20 protein-coding genes and 1 tRNA gene are annotated in these 19142 nt (G+C 65.8%); 10 read left to right on the forward strand and 11 right to left on the reverse strand.

Annotated features, from left to right (window positions below):
• Positions 1–109: 109 nt before the first annotated feature.
• From Q8M85_RS08275 to argB, 6 genes are all read right to left on the reverse strand, one after another.
• Entirely contained in the window at positions 110–1633 is a 1524-nt protein-coding gene (locus Q8M85_RS08275; protein WP_305542760.1) for a cryptochrome/photolyase family protein, read from the reverse strand.
• Positions 1627–2286, reverse strand: a complete 660-nt coding sequence (locus Q8M85_RS08280) for an SDR family NAD(P)-dependent oxidoreductase (RefSeq protein ID WP_305542762.1) — start codon at positions 2284–2286, stop codon at positions 1627–1629. The genes Q8M85_RS08275 and Q8M85_RS08280 overlap by 7 nt, the downstream gene beginning before the upstream one ends.
• Before the next feature lie 309 nt (positions 2287–2595).
• Positions 2596–3099 carry a histidine phosphatase family protein gene (locus Q8M85_RS08285; RefSeq protein WP_305542765.1) on the reverse strand — a complete coding sequence of 168 codons (504 nt, stop codon included), beginning with the start codon at positions 3097–3099 and terminating at the stop codon, positions 2596–2598.
• On the reverse strand, positions 3096–3782 hold the full coding sequence (locus Q8M85_RS08290) for a ferredoxin (protein ID WP_305542768.1): 687 nt from the start codon (positions 3780–3782) through the stop codon (positions 3096–3098). Before Q8M85_RS08290 ends, Q8M85_RS08285 begins: the two co-directional genes overlap by 4 nt.
• Positions 3722–4513 carry a sterol desaturase family protein gene (locus tag Q8M85_RS08295; RefSeq protein ID WP_305542771.1) on the reverse strand — a complete coding sequence of 264 codons (792 nt, stop codon included), beginning with the start codon at positions 4511–4513 and terminating at the stop codon, positions 3722–3724. Before Q8M85_RS08295 ends, Q8M85_RS08290 begins: the two co-directional genes overlap by 61 nt.
• A 165-nt stretch (positions 4514–4678) precedes the next feature.
• The gene (gene argB, locus Q8M85_RS08300; RefSeq protein WP_305542773.1) at positions 4679–5578 is read right to left on the reverse strand and encodes an acetylglutamate kinase; all 900 of its coding nucleotides are present in this window, start codon (positions 5576–5578) and stop codon (positions 4679–4681) included.
• A 116-nt stretch (positions 5579–5694) separates the two neighbouring features.
• On the opposite strand from argB, the gene Q8M85_RS08305 reads away from it, so the two are divergent.
• From Q8M85_RS08305 to yihA, 6 genes are all read left to right on the forward strand, one after another.
• Complete coding sequence (locus Q8M85_RS08305; RefSeq protein WP_305542775.1) at positions 5695–6426, forward strand: SDR family NAD(P)-dependent oxidoreductase; 732 nt, start codon at positions 5695–5697, stop codon at positions 6424–6426.
• Positions 6427–6573: 147 nt separating this feature from the next.
• Complete coding sequence (gene ttcA / locus Q8M85_RS08310) at positions 6574–7440, forward strand: tRNA 2-thiocytidine(32) synthetase TtcA (RefSeq protein ID WP_305542777.1); 867 nt, start codon at positions 6574–6576, stop codon at positions 7438–7440.
• Positions 7441–7518: 78 nt separating this feature from the next.
• Positions 7519–9006, forward strand: coding sequence for a bifunctional diguanylate cyclase/phosphodiesterase (locus Q8M85_RS08315; RefSeq protein WP_305542778.1), 1488 nt, complete (start codon positions 7519–7521; stop codon positions 9004–9006).
• A gap of 176 nt (positions 9007–9182) precedes the next feature.
• Positions 9183–11027, forward strand: a complete 1845-nt coding sequence (yidC, locus tag Q8M85_RS08320) for a membrane protein insertase YidC (RefSeq protein ID WP_305542781.1) — start codon at positions 9183–9185, stop codon at positions 11025–11027.
• Positions 11024–11785 carry an MOSC domain-containing protein gene (locus Q8M85_RS08325; RefSeq protein ID WP_305542784.1) on the forward strand — a complete coding sequence of 254 codons (762 nt, stop codon included), beginning with the start codon at positions 11024–11026 and terminating at the stop codon, positions 11783–11785. The genes yidC and Q8M85_RS08325 overlap by 4 nt, the downstream gene beginning before the upstream one ends.
• Positions 11785–12435 carry a ribosome biogenesis GTP-binding protein YihA/YsxC gene (gene yihA / locus Q8M85_RS08330; RefSeq protein WP_305542787.1) on the forward strand — a complete coding sequence of 217 codons (651 nt, stop codon included), beginning with the start codon at positions 11785–11787 and terminating at the stop codon, positions 12433–12435. Before Q8M85_RS08325 ends, yihA begins: the two co-directional genes overlap by 1 nt.
• Position 12436: 1 nt before the next feature.
• On the opposite strand, the gene yidD is transcribed toward yihA, so the two are convergent.
• Genes yidD through rpmH form a run of 3 tightly spaced genes read right to left on the reverse strand, consistent with a single transcriptional unit; the run spans position 12437 to position 13256 of the window.
• Complete coding sequence (yidD, locus tag Q8M85_RS08335; RefSeq protein ID WP_305542790.1) at positions 12437–12685, reverse strand: membrane protein insertion efficiency factor YidD; 249 nt, start codon at positions 12683–12685, stop codon at positions 12437–12439.
• The gene (gene rnpA, locus Q8M85_RS08340; protein ID WP_305542793.1) at positions 12682–13089 is read right to left on the reverse strand and encodes a ribonuclease P protein component; all 408 of its coding nucleotides are present in this window, start codon (positions 13087–13089) and stop codon (positions 12682–12684) included. Before rnpA ends, yidD begins: the two co-directional genes overlap by 4 nt.
• A 32-nt stretch (positions 13090–13121) precedes the next feature.
• Positions 13122–13256, reverse strand: a complete 135-nt coding sequence (gene rpmH / locus Q8M85_RS08345; RefSeq protein WP_103259146.1) for a 50S ribosomal protein L34 — start codon at positions 13254–13256, stop codon at positions 13122–13124.
• Positions 13257–13520: 264 nt separating this feature from the next.
• Between rpmH and Q8M85_RS08350 the strand changes: the two genes are divergently transcribed.
• The 4 genes from Q8M85_RS08350 to Q8M85_RS08365 all read left to right on the forward strand — a co-directional run bounded on the left by Q8M85_RS08350 (position 13521) and on the right by Q8M85_RS08365 (position 17225).
• Positions 13521–14249 (forward strand): TVP38/TMEM64 family protein, encoded by a 729-nt coding sequence (locus Q8M85_RS08350; RefSeq protein WP_305542800.1) that lies wholly within the window; start codon positions 13521–13523, stop codon positions 14247–14249.
• The gene (locus tag Q8M85_RS08355; protein WP_305542803.1) at positions 14250–15665 is read left to right on the forward strand and encodes an NAD(P)/FAD-dependent oxidoreductase; all 1416 of its coding nucleotides are present in this window, start codon (positions 14250–14252) and stop codon (positions 15663–15665) included.
• A gap of 93 nt (positions 15666–15758) precedes the next feature.
• On the forward strand, positions 15759–17099 hold the full coding sequence (locus tag Q8M85_RS08360; protein ID WP_305543020.1) for a HAMP domain-containing sensor histidine kinase: 1341 nt from the start codon (positions 15759–15761) through the stop codon (positions 17097–17099).
• Positions 17100–17148: 49 nt separating this feature from the next.
• A tRNA-Arg gene (locus tag Q8M85_RS08365) sits at positions 17149–17225 on the forward strand.
• A gap of 239 nt (positions 17226–17464) precedes the next feature.
• On the opposite strand, the gene Q8M85_RS08370 is transcribed toward Q8M85_RS08365, so the two are convergent.
• Complete coding sequence (locus Q8M85_RS08370) at positions 17465–17875, reverse strand: DUF3237 domain-containing protein (RefSeq protein ID WP_305542806.1); 411 nt, start codon at positions 17873–17875, stop codon at positions 17465–17467.
• A complete protein-coding gene (locus Q8M85_RS08375; protein WP_305542809.1) occupies positions 17872–19131 on the reverse strand; it encodes a flavin-dependent oxidoreductase in 1260 nt (419 codons plus the stop codon). Before Q8M85_RS08375 ends, Q8M85_RS08370 begins: the two co-directional genes overlap by 4 nt.
• Positions 19132–19142 lie beyond the last annotated feature (11 nt).

Consider the following 19142-nt stretch of genomic DNA (forward strand, 5'->3'; position numbering starts at 1 on the left):
CGCCGAAAGTCACGCGATGCACGCCAGATCAAGATGTTAACACCACCCTAACGCGAAAATTCAACCCCTTGAAATTGCTATTTTATCTGGTTTTGTCCACCGTGGACACTCAGACCACCTCGCCCCGGTCCAGCCGCCCCAGCACCGCCTCCGCCCCCGCCAGAACCGCCTCCCGGTGGCCCTCGTCCATCCCATCCCAGACCCGGTACATCTGCCCCATCCGCGGGTTCACCTTGAACCGCTCCCGATGCCGGTCCAGGAAGTGCCAGTAAAGCAGGTTGAACGGGCAGGCCCGCGGGCCGACCTTCTCCTTCACCCGGTAGGCGCACCCCCCGCAGTGATCCGACATCCGGTCGATATAGGCCCCCGAGGAGACATAGGGCTTCGACCCCAGCAGCCCCCCATCCGCGAACTGGCTCATCCCCAGCGTATTCGGCGCCTCCACCCATTCGAAGGCATCGACATAGACCGACAGATACCACTCATGCACCTTGGCCGGGTCCACCCCCGCCAAGAGCGCGAAATTCCCCGTCACCATCAGCCGCTGAATGTGGTGCGCATAGGCCAGGTCCCGCGTCTGCCCGACGGCGGCCTTCATGCAGGCCATCCCCGTCTCCGCCCCCCAATAGACCCCCGGCAATGCCCTGCGGTGCCCCAAGGCGTTCCGCTCCAGATAGTCCGGCCCGGTCAGCGCCCAGATCCCCCGCACATATTCCCGCCAGCCGATCACCTGCCGGATGAACCCCTCTGCCGCCTGGATCGGCACCCTGCCCGCCCGCCATGCCGCCTCCACGGCAAGGCACACCTCCATCGGCCCCAAGAGCCCGAGGTTCAGATAGGGCGAGATCACCGCATGGCTGATGTAGGCTTCCCCCTCCAGCATCGCATCCTGCTCCTCGCCGAACCGGGGCAACCGCTCCGCCACGAACTCGGCCAGCGCCGCCAGCGCACCGTCACGGTCCGTCGCCCAGCGAAAGGGTCGCAACCGCCCGAAATGGGAAAACCGCGCCTCGACCAGCGCCAGCACCTCCTCGACCACCGCATCCGGGGCAAAGTCCCTTGGGCGCGGCCGCAGCAAGTCTGCCCGGGCCGGTTTCCGGTTGTCATGGTCGAAATTCCACTGCCCCCCGGCAGGCTGATCGCCCTCCATCATCAACCCGGTCTTGCGCCGCATCTCGCGGTAGAACCACTCCATCCGCAGCTGCTTGCGCCCTTCGGCCCAGGCCGCGAACTCGGCTTCCGAGCACAGGAACCGGTCATCCTCCAGCACCCGCACCGGCAACGGCAACGCCTCCAGGTCCCGCAGCACCCGCCACTCGCCCGGCTTCGTCGCCAGCACCTCCTGCGCCCCGAACTCCGAGGCCCGCCGCAGCAACTCCCCCGCCAGCGTCTGCGAATTCTCCGGGTCGTCCAGCCGCGAATAGGCCACCCGCCAGCCGTCCGCCGCCAGCCCCCCGGCGAAGGTCCGCATCGCCGAAAGGATCAGCGCAATCTTCTGCGGATGGTGCGGGACGCTGGTCCCCTCGCCCATCACCTCGGCCATCACCACCACGTCCCGCGCGCGGTCCGCCGCCCGCAACGCCGCCACCTCCGGCGTCAGCTGGTCCCCCAGCACCAGAACCAGCCTCACCACGGCACGACCTCGCCCTTCCAGTCGAAGAACCCGCCCGTCGCCTCCGGTCCCAGCCCCTCCAGCACGGAAAGCAGGTTCCCCGCCGCCACCTCCGCCGAAACCGAGGCATGCCCCGCCCGCAACTCAGGCGCCAGCCCCGTCTCCACTGTCCCCGGATGCAGCGCCACCAGAACCGACTGCGGATGCGTCCGTCGCGCCTCGATGGCCGCCGTCCGCACCAGCTGGTTCAGCGCCGCCTTCGCCGCGCGGTAGCCATACCAGCCGCCAAGTGCGTTATCCCCGATCGACCCCACCCGCGCCGACAGCACCGCAAGGCGCGCCACCCGGTCCCGCGGCATCAGCCGCAGCGCATGCTTCATCACCAGCGCCGGCCCGATGGCATTGACCGCGAACTGCGCCGCCAGCCCCTCCGCCGTCACCGACTTCAGCGACTTCTCCGGCCCGACGCCCCCCAGCACCAGCGCCCCGGTCGCCACGATCACCAGGTCGAACACCCCGTCCAGCCTGCCCAGCGCGGCCGCGACCGACGCCTCGTCCGTCACCTCCAGCCCATCGCCCGACCGCGACAGTCCGACAACCGCGCCCCGCCCCCGCAGCGCCTCGACCAAGGCAGAACCGATCCCGCCCGACGCTCCTACCACCAATACCCGCATCTCGCCTCCAAAGCCGAAGGCGTCAGATAGTGCCCGGCCTGCACCCGGCCATGCTTTCCCTTCTGCAAATATCCCCGCCGGAGGTTGCGACATCTCCGCCGCAACAGTCTCCAGGCCGTTTTCCGGGGCAGCGCCGCCGAGCGGGGTGCAAGGCGGACAAGGAAAGGCGCCAGTGGCGCGTTTCCCCGCCGCAGCGGATGCCCCCCGAGACGGCTCCCCGCTGCACGAAAAACGGTTAAGACCGCGCAAACGCGGGCGGGCAACGCATTGATCTTGCTTGAAGGAATATCCCGTCCCGCGTGGACGGTGTCAGATGACAATCTCGCGCGGGACGATGAAATCGACGGCAACCCCGCTTCCGAAAGCGACCTCAGCCCAGTCCGTCACATCGAAATCCGCCACCAGCGTCGCCCCGGTCGGATAGCGGGCGAACTCCGGGTTCGCGGGCGGATGCGCGACCAGCCGCGCCGCGAACTCGGCGATCCCGGGGTTGTGCCCGATCATCATCACCACGTCCGCCTTCGCATGACGCAGCACCGCCATCATCACATCCGGCCCGGCATGATACAGCGCCGGCTTCAGCTCCAGCACCGGGGCCCCCGGCAGCGCCGGCGCGATCCCCGAAAAGGTCTTCCGCGTCCTGACTGCGTCGGAACAGAAGACCTCGCCCGGCACATAGTCGCGGCTGGCCAGCCATTGCCCCAGGTCCGCCGCCGCGGCCTTGCCCCGGTCGTTCAGGGGCCGGTCATGGTCAGGGGTCAGCGGATCGTCCCATGAGGATTTCGCATGCCGCGTCAGGATCAACCGCTTCATCTGTGGAATTGCCCCATGTGATAGGCCGACTGTTCGGGCAGTCTTGCATAGCTTTGCGACACCGGGCAAGCGCGGCGCACACGGCAGCCGCCGCCCAGGCAATCCACCCCCTCCGGCCGGTCCAACCAGGCATGGCAGGCGGGTACGTCATAACCCTGTCCGGTCAGCGCCCCCGCCGGGCAGGCGGTCAGGCAAGGCGCCGGGCACCCATCGCAGGGCCGGGCCGCCGCAGACGGCACCTCGACCTCCTCCCGCAACGCCAGGGCCCCGCGAAAGCTGACCATCAGCCCCTGCCCGGCGTGGACCAAAAGCCGCACCGGGCTGTCCCAGACCCGCCCCGTCCGCAGCGCCCACTGGTAGAACGGGTGATACGGCGGCCCTCCGAAAGGAAACAGAGCCTTGGCCCCCAGATCACAGGCGATCCGCCCGATCACCCGGCGCGACCAGCGGTCCACCGGGTCTTCCCCGCCCCACTCCGGCTGCGCCTGAAGATGCGCCCAGAACCCCGGCTCCTTCGGCCCCAGCATCAGCAGCGTCCGCGTCCCCGTTGGAAACCCTTCCTCCTCCTCGGCCACGGCAAAGCCGCCCAGCACCTCCAGCCGCGCCTCGGCCAGCAGCGCCTCTAGCGCCGGAAGGGAAGCCCCAGCACCCACCCCAGCCGCGCCGGTTTTTCGTCCTGCCATTCCAACCCCACGGTCATGCCGTCGTGTCCTGCCTTCGGTTCTGGCACATAGGTGCGGAAAATCCGGTCCCAAACCGACAGGCAGAAGCCGTAATTGCTGTCATGCTCCACGCGATGCACCGAATGGTGCACCCGGTGCATGTCGGGCGTCACCAGCACCATGCGCAGCACCCGGTCCAGCGGTCCCGGCAGCGCAAGGTTCGAATGGTTGAACAACGCCGTCCCGTTGAGCAATATCTCGAACACCAGCACCGCCAGCGCCGACGGCCCCAGCGCATAGACCAGCCCGATCTTCAGCCCCATCGAGGCCAGGATCTCGACCGGATGAAAGCGGAACCCCGTGGTCACGTCCATGTCGCGGTCGGCATGGTGGACCCGGTGAAAGCGCCACAAGAGCGGCACCTTGTGCGTCACCAGATGCTGCGCCCAGATCGCCAGGTCCAGGATCAGGACCGCGATGACCAGTTCGACCCACCAGGGCCAGTCCAGCCCGTTCAGCAGGCCCCAGCCCTGCGCCTGGGCATCAACTGCCGCCCCGATGGCAAGAAGGGGCAGCAGAAAGGCCAGGCCCCGCAACGCCAGGGTGTTCAAGACCGTGATGGCCAGATTGGTCGACCAACGCCGCGTCCGCGTCAACGCGCGAGGCCGTCGCGGCACCAGCGCCTCCAGCCCCGCGAAAAGGGCGAAGAGCGCCAGGAAAACCCCGCCACGCCAGAGAAGTTCATGCTCCATGCGCCGATCTTACACCCGATTCGCGTGCAATGGTTAAGGGGGTGCAGCGGGTGGTGCAGCCAGACGGCGACCCATACCGGAACCAGACGGAATCCAGACGGTTTCCAGATGGATAAAACGACGCAATTTCAGTCCGTTAACCCACAGACCGCCAGAAGGCCGCTTTCAGCGCCGGGCGTGCGGCTTCACCCGTGGTTCGGTTGCCCGGATCTGGCTGCCCGCACCGTGGTCGGTGAACAGTTCCAGCAGGCAGGCGTTCGGCACCTTGCCATCCAGGATCGTCACCGCCCGCGTGCCCTCTTCGATCGCCATCAGAGCGGTCTCGGTCTTGGGGATCATCCCGCCCGAGATCACCCCGTCCTTGGTCAACTGGCGAATCTCTTCGGGCGTGATGTTGGTCATCACCTCGCCCGCCGCGTTCTTCACCCCCGGCACGTCGGTCAGAAGAAGCAAGCGGTCAGCCTGCAGCGCCCCGGCAATCGCCCCCGCCGCCGTGTCGCCGTTCACGTTGAAGGTCTCGTTGTCCTTCATCCCCGTCGCCACCGGAGCGACCACGGGAATGATCCCGGCGTTGTAAAGGTCACGCAGCACCTGGACGTTCATCTCGACCGGGCGGCCGACATAGCCCAGTTCGGGGTCATCGGCCTCACACACCATCAGGTCGTCGTCCTTGCCCGAAATGCCTACCGCACGCCCGCCCGCATCCATGATCGCCTGCACGATCCGCTTGTTCACAAGGCCCGACAGGATCATCTCGACCACCTGCACGGTGGCCTTGTCCGTCACCCGCTTGCCACGGACAAATTCCGACTTTATCCCAAGCTTTTCAAGCATCTCGTTGATCATCGGCCCGCCGCCATGAACCACGACGGGATGCACGCCGACCTGCTTCATCAGCACGATGTCGCGGGCGAACTCGGCCATCGCCGCGTCGTCACCCATCGCGTTGCCGCCGAACTTCACGACGACCACCGCACCTTCGAACCGCTGCAGGTACGGCAGCGCCTCGGACAGCATCTTGGCGGTCGTTTTCGCATCCTCGGCGGTCAGGGTCTGCTGCTTCATCGGGACCTCCATCTTTTCGCGCCCCATAAGCCTTTTCCGCCCCCCCGCCAAGACCATTCGGCCAAGCCTTGCCTTCCCCGCAGGGAAGGTTAGCCTTCCGCGCAAAGGAGACCGCAATGTCCGAACAGAAGACCCTCGTTCTGACCGGCGCAAGCCGTGGGATCGGCCACGCCACCGTCAAGCGGTTTTCAGCCGAGGGGTGGCGGGTCCTCACCTGCTCGCGCCAACCCTTCGATCCGCGCTGCCCCTGGCCGGGGGGCGAGGGGAACCACATCGAGATCGACCTCGCCGACCCCAACAAGACCATCGCCGCCATCGAGACAATCAAGGAGAAGGTCGGCGGCCGCATCCATGCCCTTGTGAACAATGCGGGAATCAGCCCCAAAGGCCCCGGCGGGGCGCGGCTGAACACCATGACCACGGACCTGCGGACCTGGGGGCACGTCTTCCACGTCAACTTCTTCGCCCCCGTCATCCTGGCCCGGGGCCTGAAGGATGAACTGACGGCCACCAAAGGCTCCATCGTCAATGTCACCTCCATCGCCGGGGTCCGGGTCCACCCATTCGCCGGGGCGGCCTATGCAACCTCCAAGGCTGCCCTTGCCGCGCTGACCCGGGAAATGGCGCATGATTTCGGGCCCTTGGGTGTCCGGGTCAATGCCATCGCACCGGGAGAGGTCGAGACCGCGATCCTGTCACCCGGCACGGACAAGATCGTCGAGCAACTGCCGATGCGACGTCTTGGCCAGCCCAAGGAAGTGGCCGATGCGATCTGGTTTCTCTGTTCCGACCAGTCCAGCTACATCTCGGGTGCCGAGATCGAGGTCAACGGCGCGCAGCACGTGTGACCGGGTCGCTCATCGCTTCCTTCGGTCGCTCTTCGCGTGCGGCCCTTGCGAAGAGCGACCGAAGGAAGCGATGAGCGGCGCCCAGACCGCCGGGCCTTTGCCTCCCGCCCGTCCTCTGGCATAAGAACGCATCCGGGCGAGGCCTCCATGCTTGACGACACCGACGACATCCACCCGCTGTTCCACGGCGCCCCGAAGGGGCTGGAGTTCCGCAAGCTGCGCAAACGCCTGGTGCAACAGGTGCGTGAAGCCATCGACACCTATGGCATGGCGAAACCGGGCGACCGCTGGCTGGTCTGCCTGTCGGGCGGCAAGGACAGCTACACGCTGCTGGCGATCCTGCACGAATTGAAGTGGCGCGGGCTGTTGCCGGTCGACCTTCTGGCCTGCAACCTGGATCAGGGCCAGCCGAACTTTCCGGCGACCGTCCTGCCCGATTTCCTGACCAGGATGGGCGTCCCGCACCGGATCGACTACCAGGACACCTATTCGGTCGTGATCGACAAGATCAAGCCGGGCGGAACGATGTGTTCGCTGTGTTCTCGGCTGCGGCGGGGCAACCTCTACCGCATCGCGCGTGAGGAAGGTTGCTCGACCGTGGTTCTGGGCCACCACCGCGACGACATCCTTGAGACCTTCTTCATGAACCTGTTCCACGGTGGGCGCCTTGCCTCGATGCCGCCGCGCCTCTTGAACGAGGACGGAGATCTGTTCGTTGCCCGACCGCTGGCCTTCGTTTCGGAAGAGGATTGCGGAAAATTCGCTGCGGCGATGGGCTATCCGATCATCCCCTGCGACCTCTGCGGCAGCCAGGAAGGGTTGCAGCGCGCCCAGGTGAAGAAGCTTCTGGACGATTGGGAGGCGCGGACGCCCGGTCGGCGGCAGGTGATGTTCCGGTCGCTGATGAACGTGCGGCCCTCGCACCTGGCGGACCCGACGCTGTTCGACTTTGCCGGCCTTGCCGCGGCGATGGCCGATGGTGAAAATTCTACGCAACTTCCGGGTGAGCATTAAGGAACCGATCATGAACATCCGGCTAGCCTGATCCCAAGCCGCGGGCCTTGCGTCCGCCGACAGAAGGGGAAGGCTGCCATGTCGTTTGGGTTTCCGCGCGGGTCCGACCTGCCTTGGCAGCTTGTCGCACTGCTGCCTGTCCTGGCGCTTGGCGCTTATTGGGCGGGGGGCGAAGTGGCAATGGTCGCCTTGGCTGCGGCCTTGCCGCTTGGCGTGCTTGCCTACCATTTCCATCTTCATCGCGCAGCGCCACTTGCCATTTCGGACCAGGTTATCGCCCGCTTGGACCGGACCCTCGTCGACACCCGGGCAAAGGGGGGCGCGACGGGTTGCCTGGTGATCCAGTTCGATGATGCCGCGCACCTGGCCGACCGGCTGGGCAGGACCCGCCAGTGCGAGGTTCTGGCAGCGTCCATCGCAAGACTGGGTGGGGCACTTCGGCCCGGCGACATGCTCTATCCGATGGAGGACGGCAGTCTGGCGGTCACTCTCGCCGCTACCCCGCGGCTTGATGCCGAGATCATGGTGCGTATTGCAGCCCGGCTTCATCTTGTGGTGCAGCAGCCGATGTCCCTTGCGGATGGCCCGGCGCAAGTGACCTGTTCCATCGGCTTTTGCCATTCGCAACAGCTCCGCCAGCCCGGCGGCCGCGCGCTTCTGGACGCGGCACAGGTCGCCGGGGATGAAGCGGCACGCCACCGTCCGGGCGCCATCCGGGGGTATTCGGATGATCTGGCCCGGGCACGGGCGGACCGGGATGCCTTGCGGGCGGGTTTCTCGCAGGCGGTTGACCGGGGCGAAATCCAGGCGTGGTTTCAGCCGCAGCTCTCGACCGACAGCGGCGAGGTTTCGGGGATCGAGGCCCTGGTCCGCTGGCAGCATCCCGAGCGTGGCCTGCTTGCTCCGGGCAGCTTCCTTCCCGCCATCGAGGGCTCGGACCTGATGGAATTGCTGGGTCAGACCATGCTGGCTCAATCGCTTGCGGCACTGGCCGAGTTCGACCGCCGGGGCCTGCGGGTGCCCACCGTCGCGGTCAATTTCTCGGCGCAAGAGCTGCGTGACCCACAATTGCCCGATCGCCTGCGCTGGACGCTTGACCGTTTCCGGCTGGCTTCGTCGCGGCTGACCGTCGAAGTGCTGGAATCTGTCGTCGCCGGCGATGGCGACGAAGTGATCGCCTCGAACATCAGCCGGATTGCGGCGATGGGCTGCGGCGTTGACCTGGACGATTTCGGCACTGGCAACGCCTCGATCACCGCGATCCGCCGGTTTGCCCTGAACCGGCTGAAGATCGACCGCAGCTTCGTGCGCGAGGTGGACCAGAACCGCGAGCAGCAGAAACTGGTGACCGCGATCCTTTCGCTTGCGGAAAGGCTTGGACTCGAGACTCTGGCCGAGGGGGTGGAAACCCCTGCCGAACATACGCTGCTGGCGCAACTTGGCTGCGGGCATGTGCAGGGGTACGTCATTGCCAAGCCCATGCCGGTTGGCGATCTGGTCCGCTGGCTGGCAGCCCATCGCGACCACCAGCGCGAGGCGATCCGCATCGGTGTGCAGGCGCGCTAGGCGGTCTGCGCGAACCCCGCCGATGCTGTCGCTGTGCAAGAGCAGGGGTCCAGAACCACGGGCACGGCGGGCCGCGAATTGATCGGACCTCCTGCCGGGACGGGGCGAAACTGCTTGACCTTTGCCCGCCCCTGTCGTTGAAGCACCGCTGATCGATCAGCACGGTGGTTGGCGGAATGGAAGAGCAGAACAACAAGAACCTCATCCTGGCGATGGTTCTCAGCGCGGCAGTGATGCTTGTCTGGTTCATCTTCTTCCCGCCGCCGGAACCGCCTGCGCAGACTGCGACCATTGGCCAGACCGGCACCGAGACGGTTGCGACGGCACCGGCCCAGACGACGCCGACTCAGGTTCAGACCGAGGCCGACCCGGTGCCTGCCGCCCCCCGCCTGACCATCGACACGCCAAAGCTTGCGGGCTCGCTTTCCCTGCGCGGCGGTCGGATCGATGATCTTTCGCTGAAGACCTACCGCCAAGAACTGGCCCCGGGATCTCCGATCGTGCGGCTGCTGTCGCCGGTGGGCGAGGACCTCTCCTACTATTCGGTCTTCGGCTGGCTTCCCGGCACCGGGCTGGAAAGCGCCGATGTCCCCGACGCCAACACTGCCTGGACCGCCGATGCCGACGTCACGCTGGCGCCAGGTCAACCCGTCACTCTGCGCTGGGAGAATGACAAGGGGCTGACCTTCATCCGCGAGGTCGCCGTCGACGCGGACTTCATGTTTACCGTGACCGATACCGTCCAGAACGGCTCGTCCGCCGCGGTGGCCCTGCAGCCTTATGGAATCGTCGCCCGCCACGGCCTGCCAAAGCTGCAGAACATATTTGTCGTGCATGAAGGCGCGGTTCAGCGGATCGACGGCAAACTGACCGAGACCGACTATGCCGACATCACCGAGCTTGAGGTCGACACGCGCGAGGGACTGCCCGCCGAGGTGCTTGAGGCCAGTTCCGATGGCTGGATCGGCTTTACCGACCATTACTGGATGACGACACTGATCCCCGAACAGGGCAAGGCCTTCAAGTCGGTCCTGAAATATGTCCCGAGCGCGGGCATCTACCAGGCCGAAGTGCGTCAGCCTGTCGTCTCGGTCGCCCCGGGCGCGACGGCCACGTCGTCGATCCGCTTCTTCGCCGGTGCCAAGGAATGGGCCACGATCCGCGCCTACGAGAACGAAGGTGGCATCCCGGGCTTCGTCGATTCGATCGACTGGGGCTGGTTCTATTTCCTGACGAAGCCGATCTTCGCCGTCCTGCACTGGCTGAATGCGTTCATTGGCAACATGGGCCTGGCGATCATTGCACTGACGTTCTTCCTCAAGTTCCTGGTGCTGCCGCTGGCCTACAAATCCTACGTCTCGATGGCGCGGATGAAGGAGCTTCAGCCCGAGATGGAGGCGCTGAAGGAACGCGCGGGAGAGGACAAGCAGAAGCTGCAGCGCGAGATGATGCAGCTTTACAAGGACAAGAAGGTCAACCCGGCCGCAGGATGTCTGCCGATCCTGATCCAGATTCCGATCTTCTTCGCGCTTTACAAGGTGATCTTCGTCACCATCGAACTGCGCCACGCCCCATTCTTCGGCTGGCTCAGGGACCTGTCGGCACCTGATCCGTCCTCGCTGTACAACTTCTTCGGCCTGTTGCCCTGGGACGCCCCCGTGCAAGGATCTGTCCTGCACCTGATCTTCATTGGCATCCTGCCGATCCTTCTGGGCATCACCATGTGGCTGCAGCAGAAGCTGAACCCGGCACCGACCGACCCGGTGCAGGCCTCGATCTTCGCCTGGATGCCCTGGGTCTTCATGTTCATGCTGGGCGGTTTCGCCAGCGGCCTGGTTGTCTACTGGATCGCCAACAACACGATCACCTTCGTCCAGCAGTATCTGATCATGTGGAGCCACGGCAAACGACCCGACATCTTCGGCAACATCCGTGAGGCCAAGGCGGCCCGGGTGGCGGCCAAGACAAGCCCGAAAGCCCCCACGCCTCCGGCCCCGGCGCCGAAGAAGGGCAAGAAGTGACCGGCCTCACCGGTGGACGCATCACCCAACTGGTGCGTCACCCGATCAAGTCCGCCGGGTATGAACCGGTTGCCGATGCCGTCCTGACCGAAGGCGCTGCCTTTCCCTTTGACCGGATCTGGGCCGTCGCCCATGCCGCAGCCCGCCTGTCCGAGCCGGTGACCTGGGCTTCCAAGCTGCAGTTCCTGCGCGGCTGGGGTTCGGCCGATCTGATGGCCGTCTCCTGCCAGTCCGACCCACGCACTGCTCAGGTCACCCTTGGCCATCCCAGGCGACCGACGGCCAGCTTCTGCCTCGATGATCCAGCAGACGCCGCGCGACTGATCGAGTGGCTGCGTCCGCTTTGGCCGGAGAACCGGCCCGAGCCCACCCGCGTTGTCCGGGTGCCCGGACAGGCGCTGACCGATCAGGACCAGCCGCTGATCTCGATCAACTCGGTCGCCTCACTGGCAGACCTTTCGACGCGGCTGGGCAAGCCCCTGTCAGTGCACCGCTTTCGCGGCAACATCTGGGTCGAAGGCTGGGCACCCTGGGCCGAACTGGATCTGGTCGGGAACGAGATCACCGTTGGTGAGGCACGGCTGCGGATCGAGGAACCCATCGGCAGGTGCCGTGCGACCGGGGCGAACCCCGAGACCGGGGAACAGGACGTCGATACGATGGGTGCTCTGGAAGCCCATTACGGCCACACCGACTTCGGCGTCTTTGCCCGGGTCGTTTCAGGTGGCAGGATCGCCGTAGGAGACGAGGTGCGCTGATGGCAATGACCTTCACTCTGACCCCCGAACCCGAGGATGAAGCCCGCGAGGCCGGGCGGTTGCTGTTCGCAGGTCCCGTCACCTTCGTGAAGGGCGTGGTGGCGATGTCCGGCCTGCCCCCTGCCGATCGTCTGGAGGTCTGCTTTGCCGGACGGTCGAACGTGGGAAAATCCAGTCTGATAAATGCTCTGACCGGGCGCAAGACTTTGGCGCGGGCTTCGAACACTCCGGGCCGCACGCAAGAGATCAATTACTTCGCCCTTGGCGAGGACCGCTACCTTGTCGACCTGCCCGGCTATGGCTATGCCGAGGCTCCGGTGGCGGTGGTGGCAAAGTGGCAGGCGCTGCTCAAGCAGTATCTGTCCGGCCGGGTCACCCTGCGCCGCGCATTCGTGCTGATCGACGCGCGGCACGGGGTCAAGGCGGTGGACGAAGAGATCCTGACGCTTCTGGATCGCTCGGCAGTGACGTTCCAGGCGGTGCTGACCAAGGTCGACAAGATCAACCGCGTGGAACGCGAAGCGGTGATCGAACAGGTCAAGGGCGCACTGGGCAAACATCCAGCGGCCTATCCCGAGCTTGTCGTGACCAGTTCCGAAAAGGGCGAAGGGATCGAAACCCTGCGCGCGATTATCGCCACCATGGAGTGACCTAGCGGCCCGCGTCGTGGTCAGGGTCGGCCCCAGGCACCGGGTCATAGCCCTGGCCGCCCCAGGGGTGGCAGCGGCAGATGCGGTGCACGGTCAGGTAGCTGCCCTTGACCGCGCCATGCTGTTCCAGCGCCTCAAGCGCATAGGCCGAGCAGGTGGGCTGGAAACGGCAGCCATGTCCGACCCAGGGCGACAAGAGCAGGCGGTAGGCGCGTACGGGCAGCGCGACAAGATGCGCAAGCGGAGTCATCCCCGCCCCCGATGCACCGACAGCAAAGCCTGCTCCAGATCCGCCCGCAGGTCGGCGTAGGCGCGCGCCACGGTGGCTTCGGGCCGGGCCACAAGAACGTAGTCCCAGCCGGGCAATGCGCGGGGGGCAAGCACCTCACGCGCCAAGGCCCGCAGGCGACGCTTGGCGCGATTGCGCAGGACCGCGTTGCCGATCTTCTTCGACGCGGTAAAGCCGATGCGGGATTGCGGGTTGCCATCTGCCCGGTCCCGGGCCTGAAGCAGGAAGCCCCCGGTTCCCTGGCGCCGCGCCGACGCGGCCTTGAGGTAGTCGGCCCGCTTGGTCAACACGCAAAGCGAAACCGCCGGAGAGCCGTTGGGCGCTGCGGCAGCGATGCCTTGGCCCTGGGTCTCCGGCGGTGTCATGTGCTTGTCCTGACGCCCCTGGGGGCGCGTGATCAGGCGGTCAGCTTGTGACGGCCCTTGGCGCGGCGGGCGGCCAGGACCAGACGGCCATTCTTGGTGGCCATGCGCGCACGAAAGCCGTGGCGGCGCTTGCGAACCAGGTTCGACGGTTGAAAGGTGCGCTTCATCGCGGCTCTCCATTAGACTTGACCCGAACCCGGTGGATTCCGATGCGGATTCGGGGGGGCCCATAACTTGAAGCCCGTCCTTTACGGGCGGTTTCAGCCCAAGTCAACGCAGGCCACGCGGATTTCCTGCAACATTTCACCTCAGCGGGCCGAGTAAATGTTTCAGTCTGCCCCGGATCGCACCGCGACGGATCAAGGCCGCGTGAAACCCCTGTCGCCCCGTCGCGTCCTGCGCCATGTTCGGCCCCCATGCAAGGACCTGACATGCCCCCCGCCGCAACGACATCTGGTGCCCGTTCATGGCTGAAGCGCCTGCCGATCCTGGTGATTCTGGCAACCGCCCTGCTGGGTGCAATCGCGCTGCGCGATGAGCTCAGCTTCGAGACACTCGCCCGCCACCGTGAGGACCTGCTGGCGTTCCGCGATGCGCATTACCTGTGGGCCGTGCTGGGGTTCGTCGCGGGTTATGTGGTGATCGTGGCGCTTAGCCTGCCGGGCGGGACGGTCGCGACGTTGACGGGCGGCTTCCTCTTCGGTCTTTTCCCCGGCGTGCTTTACAACGTGGCGGGCGCGGGCACCGGGGCGGTCCTGGTGTTCCTGGCCGCGCGCAGCGGGTTCGGCGCGGCCTTGGCGCAAAGGCTGGAAACGGCGGGCGGCAAGGCGGCAAAGCTGCAGGCGGCCCTGCGCGAAAACGAATGGTCGGTCCTGTTCCTGATGCGCCTTGTCCCGCTGGTCCCGTTCTTCATCGCAAACCTGATCCCGGCCTTCGTCGGCACCAGTCTTGCCCGCTTTGCCGTTTCGACCTTCGTCGGGATCATTCCAGGGGCGCTGGTCTTCACCTCGGTCGGATCAGGCCTGGGCGAGGTCTTTGCCAAAGGCGAAGCCCCGGACCTTGGCATCATCTTCACACCGCCCGTTCTGTTGCCGCTTCTTGGCCTTGCCGCACTGGCGGCGCTGCCGATGCTGATGCGGGCCTTCAAGGGAGCGCAGTGAATGAAGCGCATCGAGACGGATATCTGCGTGATCGGGGCCGGGTCCGGTGGCCTTTCGGTTGCGGCCGGGGCCGTGCAGATGGGCGCGCGCGTGGTGCTGATCGAAGCGGACGAGATGGGCGGCGACTGCCTGAATACGGGCTGCGTGCCCTCGAAGGCGCTGATCGCGGCGGCAAAAGTGGCCGAAGCGCAGCGCCGCGGGTTCCGCGGGGTCGCTTCGGTCACGCCACAGGTGGATTTCGCCGCAGTGAAGGATCACGTGCAAGCGGTGATCGACGAGATCGCCCCGGTTGACAGCCAGGACCGGTTCGAGGGTCTTGGCTGCACCGTGATCCGCGCCTTCGCCCGCTTCACCGCCCCGCGGGAAGTCCAGGCAGGGGAAACGACGGTCCGCGCCCGGCGCTTCGTGATCGCAACCGGCTCGCGGGCGATGGTGCCACCGATCCAGGGCATCGAAACGGTCCCTTATCTGACCAACGAGACGATCTTCGGCCTGCGTGAGCGGCCAGAGCATCTGATCGTCATCGGCGGTGGCCCCATCGGAGTGGAAATGGCGCAGGCGCATCGGCGGCTGGGCTGCGAGGTGACGGTGATCGAGGGCGCGCGGGTCCTGGGCCGCGAGGACCCCGAGCTTGCTGCCGAGGTGATCGAGGCGCTGCTGGCAGAGGGGATCACCCTGGTCGAGGGGCAGCCCGTCGTTCGGCTGTCGGGCATCGCCGGTGCGGTCGAGGTCACATTGGGCGACGGTCGGCAGATCAAGGGCTCGCACCTTCTGATGGCCGTTGGCCGCAAGGTGGCGCTGGACGGGATGAACCTGGAAGCTGCCGGCGTGGCCTATACGTCAAAGGGCGTCACGGTGGACGCCCGGTTGCGGTCGTCGAACCGGCGCGTCTATGCGGTGGGCGACGTGGCGGGTGGCTTGCAGTTTACCCATGTCGCGGCCTGGCACGCGGGCATCGTGATCCGCCAGGCCGTCCTGGGCCTGCCCGCCAAGGTGGACCCGCGCGCCCTGTCGCGGGCCACCTATACCGACCCCGAGCTGGCCCAGGCGGGTCTGACCGAGGCTGAAGCGCGCAAGCTGCATGGCGAAAAGGTGACTGTGGTGCGGGCCGAGTTCGCCCACAACGACCGCGCGCTGGCCGAGGGCAAGGGCAAGGGGCTGCTGAAGGTAATGGTCGTCAAGGGACGCCCGGTCGGCGCCAGCATCGTCGGGCCCCAGGCAGGCGAATTGATCGGGCTTTGGGCGCTGGCAATCTCGTCCAGGCTGAAGATGTCGGCCATTGCCGGGATGGTCGCGCCGTATCCGACACTGGGAGAGGTTTCCAAACGCGCGGCGGGTGCCTATTTTAGCCCCAAGCTGTTTGAAAATCCGACGTTGAAGCGCCTGGTCAGGGTCGTGCAACGCTGGGTTCCATGAAGCCGGACAAGGAAGGTTCGGGTGGCCGAAAGACGCAAGAGATTTCTCAAGACGCTTTCGGGGCGCTTCCTGATTCTGACGGTCATCTTCGTGATGCTGGCCGAAGTGCTGATCTTTGTCCCCTCCATCGCGCGATTCCGGGCCGATTTCATGCTGACCCGTCTGAAGCAGGCGCAGATTGCCGCCCTGACCCAGCTTGCGGCCGAAGACATGGTCTCGCCGGAACTGGAGGCTGAGCTTCTGGCCAATGCCGAGGTGTACAACGTCGTCTTGCGGCGCGACGAGGTGCGGCAGCTGGTCCTGTCTTCGCCGGTTCCCGGCGAGATCCATGACACGTTCGATTTGCGCATGGCCGGCCCGTGGGAGCTGATCCGTGACGCCTTCGTGGTGCTGTTCGACCCGCAGAACCGGATTGTTCGGGTGATCGGTTACCCCGTGCAGGACGCAGGCACCCTGATCGAAGTGACAATCGAGACGAAGCCCCTGCGCGATTCGATGCTGGACTATGGGTTGCGCATCCTGATCCTGTCGGCGCTGATCTCGATCGTGACCGCGCTTTTGCTGTTCCTTGCGGTGCAGCGCCTGATCGTCACGCCGATCCGGCGCGTGGTGCATCACATGAAGACCTATGCCGAAGCGCCCGAAGATGCGCGCCGGGTGATCGAACCCAACGCGGATGTCGAAGAGCTGCGCTCGGCGGAAGAGGCTCTGCAGTCGATGCAGATGCAATTGACCAATGCGCTGCGGCAGAAGGAACGGCTGGCCCAGCTGGGTGGGGCGGTGGCAAAGATCAGCCACGATCTGCGCAATATCCTGACTACGGCGCAGCTTTTCGCTGACCGGTTGGAGGGCAGCGCCGACCCCGTCGTCGCCCGGGCTGCACCGAAGCTGATCAACTCGATCAGCCGGGCGGTCTCGTTGTGCGAATCGACCCTGGCCTTCGGCAAGGCCGAAGAGCCGCCACCGCAGCTGCGCCGATTGAACCTCGCGCAGTTGGTGGGCGAAGTGGCCGAGGGCGAAGCCCTGGGGTCCGAAAGCTCGATCACCTGCCTGACTGATGTGCCCCCCGGCCTGATCATCCGCGCCGACGGTGAGCAGCTTTACCGCGTCCTGTCCAACCTGATCCGCAATGCCCGTCAGGCGATCGAGGCGACGGGCCAACCCGGCACCATCGAGGTCTCGGCCGGCGAGGACGAGGGCGAATGGTGGATCAGGGTCGGCGACACCGGACCGGGCCTGCCCCCCAAGGCGCGCGAGCACCTCTTTGCAGCGTTCCAGGGCGGGGCGCGCAAGGGCGGCACGGGCCTTGGACTTGCCATCGCCGCCGAACTGGTCCGCGGCCACGGAGGCAGGCTGGACCTTGTGCGCAGCGACGCCGAAGGGACCGAGTTTGCCATCCATCTTCCTAAGGAGACAACAGAGCCCGCCCCGTGATTTCGCCCTTGCATTGCCCGCCGCGCAAGGCTACATCGCCCGGCATTGCGGACCCGTAGCTCAGCTGGATAGAGCATCAGACTACGAATCTGAGGGTCGGGCGTTCGAATCGCTCCGGGTCCGCCACTTCACATGACAATGACAATGTATGTGCGCCCTGATCGCGCCTGCCCCATTTTTGGGCCCATCATGCATTTTGCGTCCCGACGGAGAACCCTCCCCAAAAGCCTGTGGAAGATGAAGATCGCCGTCAGGAAAAGCGGTGTTCCCGGCAGGTCCGTCAGGGCGGGAAGACAGGCGCGCCAACGTCCGAAAAGCTTTGTTCTTGCCCGATGGTGCTCTCCACTCTTTCGGGGCAAATTCTTCTAGAGCTTCATCACATACAGTAGAACATGGTTTGCCATCCGCTGACCATCAGAGACAAAGAGCGACAGGTTCAGCGGTTGGAGTTCAGGTGCCGAAGTTTCAAGGCGGATGACTGTCCGAAAATAGGGTCGTGTCGGGTCCCCTTGTATTAGTCCATGCCGCAGGCCTTGACTGTCCACCCGCACAAGATCGCCTTTCTGGGTTCGGATCACGTAGCGCGCATGGATCCGGGTCAGCCCGTCAGCCCGAACTCTTTGTTCGTCGGATCCGCCCGGAAGAATGGCGCCGGACAAGGTGTCGCCCCATACCGTCCCGCCCAGGATCGGCACGATGCGCGCTTCCCCAAAGCCGTCGTTGCCCAAGGTGAGGGGCGGTCCGACTTCGACACGGAATTCGGCAAAGGGCGTCATGCAGGGATCGACGTGAACGGGCCAATGATCGGCGGCTGGGCGTTCAGAGTGTCGATGGAAAAACCGGAAAGCTTCTTGTAGTGTTCGGCGTGCGCGGCAAGCTCGGCGCGAGGGATGACTGTCTCGATGTCGGCGAAGACGCCGCCGCAGCGGTCTTCGACCATCTGCATCACTGCATCCGGTCCTTTGCCGCGGTTTGCGCGGAGGATGCCCTCGGCGCGGGGGCGCATTTCGGCTTCGTAGGCCAGCAACGCCTCCCGCGTGGCGCCGTGATCCCGGAAGGCGGCCCCAAGCTTGCGCGCGTCAATGATCGCCTGGGTCGCACCGTTCGACCCGACCGGATAGGTCGCATGGGCCGCGTCGCCCATCAGCGTCACGCAGCCGTCAGTCCAGGCAGGCAGCGGATCTCGGTCGACCATCGGATACTCGTAGACCAGACCTGACGCGCGGATCAGGCCGGGGCAGTCGACCCAACCGAAGTCCCAGCCGTCGAAGGCTGGCATGAAATCAGCCTTGTTGGCGGGGCGGTTCCAGTCGCCCTTTGCCATGGCACGGGCCGGGTCGACGCGCAGCTCGGCGATCCAGTTGATCGTCGCAAGGCCGGTTGCCGGGTCCTCGGCCGTCAGCGGATAGGCCACGAAGCGCTGGCTGTCGTGACCTGCCAGAAACATCGCATTGCCGCCAAGGAAATGGCGGCCAGGAGATGTCCCCCGCCACATGATCGCTCCGTTCCAGATCGGCTCGCCCTCTTCGGGGACCATCTGGCGCCGGATCGCCGAGTGGATACCGTCGGCAGCGATTGCGACGCGACCCGCGACCCGCCGCCCGCCAGAGATGAGCAGCGTCGCACCCTGGTCGGTCGTCTCGAACCCTTCGACGCCAGCTCCGGTCACGACCGCATCCGGCCCCGCCCGGCGACGAAGCTCTTCGAGGAGCAGGATCTGCAGCTTGCCCCGGTGCAGCGAGAACTGCGGCCAGGCATAGCCTGCCGCCGTGCCACGCGGCTCTACCCAGATCGGCAGGCCGGTCTTGGTGTAGAACCCATAATGCCGCGTGCGCACGCCGATCCCGTCGAGCTGCGCTTCAAGACCCAGGTCGATCAGTTCGCGCACGGCATTGGGTTGCAGGTTGATGCCCACGCCCAACGGCTTCGGCTCGGCCACCCGTTCGAAGATGCGGAACGGCAGGCCCAACTGGTGCAGCGTCAGGCCAAGCACCAGCCCGGCGATCCCGCCCCCTGCTATCAGGATTGTCATGCGTATCCCGC

This window comes from Tabrizicola sp. (genome assembly GCF_030694085.1).
Taxonomy (GTDB): domain Bacteria; phylum Pseudomonadota; class Alphaproteobacteria; order Rhodobacterales; family Rhodobacteraceae; genus Tabrizicola.

Bases quoted from the DNA above. Each gene is read 5' to 3' on its own strand.
- Q8M85_RS08305 (WP_305542775.1), top strand. From the start codon at position 5,695: ATGTCCGAACAGAAGACCCTCGTTCTGACCGGCGCAAGCCGTGGGATC.
- rpmH (WP_103259146.1), bottom strand. From the start codon at position 13,256: ATGAAGCGCACCTTTCAACCGTCGAACCTGGTTCGCAAGCGCCGCCAC.
- Q8M85_RS08280 (WP_305542762.1), bottom strand. From the start codon at position 2,286: ATGCGGGTATTGGTGGTAGGAGCGTCGGGCGGGATCGGTTCTGCCTTG.
- yidD (WP_305542790.1), bottom strand. From the start codon at position 12,685: ATGACTCCGCTTGCGCATCTTGTCGCGCTGCCCGTACGCGCCTACCGC.
- Q8M85_RS08295 (WP_305542771.1), bottom strand. From the start codon at position 4,513: ATGGAGCATGAACTTCTCTGGCGTGGCGGGGTTTTCCTGGCGCTCTTC.
- Q8M85_RS08315 (WP_305542778.1), top strand. From the start codon at position 7,519: ATGTCGTTTGGGTTTCCGCGCGGGTCCGACCTGCCTTGGCAGCTTGTC.
- Q8M85_RS08285 (WP_305542765.1), bottom strand. From the start codon at position 3,099: ATGAAGCGGTTGATCCTGACGCGGCATGCGAAATCCTCATGGGACGAT.
- Q8M85_RS08290 (WP_305542768.1), bottom strand. From the start codon at position 3,782: ATGGCAGGACGAAAAACCGGCGCGGCTGGGGTGGGTGCTGGGGCTTCC.
- rnpA (WP_305542793.1), bottom strand. From the start codon at position 13,089: ATGACACCGCCGGAGACCCAGGGCCAAGGCATCGCTGCCGCAGCGCCC.
- yihA (WP_305542787.1), top strand. From the start codon at position 11,785: ATGGCAATGACCTTCACTCTGACCCCCGAACCCGAGGATGAAGCCCGC.
- yidC (WP_305542781.1), top strand. From the start codon at position 9,183: ATGGAAGAGCAGAACAACAAGAACCTCATCCTGGCGATGGTTCTCAGC.
- Q8M85_RS08360 (WP_305543020.1), top strand. From the start codon at position 15,759: ATGCTGGCCGAAGTGCTGATCTTTGTCCCCTCCATCGCGCGATTCCGG.
- Q8M85_RS08355 (WP_305542803.1), top strand. From the start codon at position 14,250: ATGAAGCGCATCGAGACGGATATCTGCGTGATCGGGGCCGGGTCCGGT.
- ttcA (WP_305542777.1), top strand. From the start codon at position 6,574: ATGCTTGACGACACCGACGACATCCACCCGCTGTTCCACGGCGCCCCG.
- argB (WP_305542773.1), bottom strand. From the start codon at position 5,578: ATGAAGCAGCAGACCCTGACCGCCGAGGATGCGAAAACGACCGCCAAG.
- Q8M85_RS08350 (WP_305542800.1), top strand. From the start codon at position 13,521: ATGCCCCCCGCCGCAACGACATCTGGTGCCCGTTCATGGCTGAAGCGC.
- Q8M85_RS08375 (WP_305542809.1), bottom strand. From the start codon at position 19,131: ATGACAATCCTGATAGCAGGGGGCGGGATCGCCGGGCTGGTGCTTGGC.
- Q8M85_RS08370 (WP_305542806.1), bottom strand. From the start codon at position 17,875: ATGACGCCCTTTGCCGAATTCCGTGTCGAAGTCGGACCGCCCCTCACC.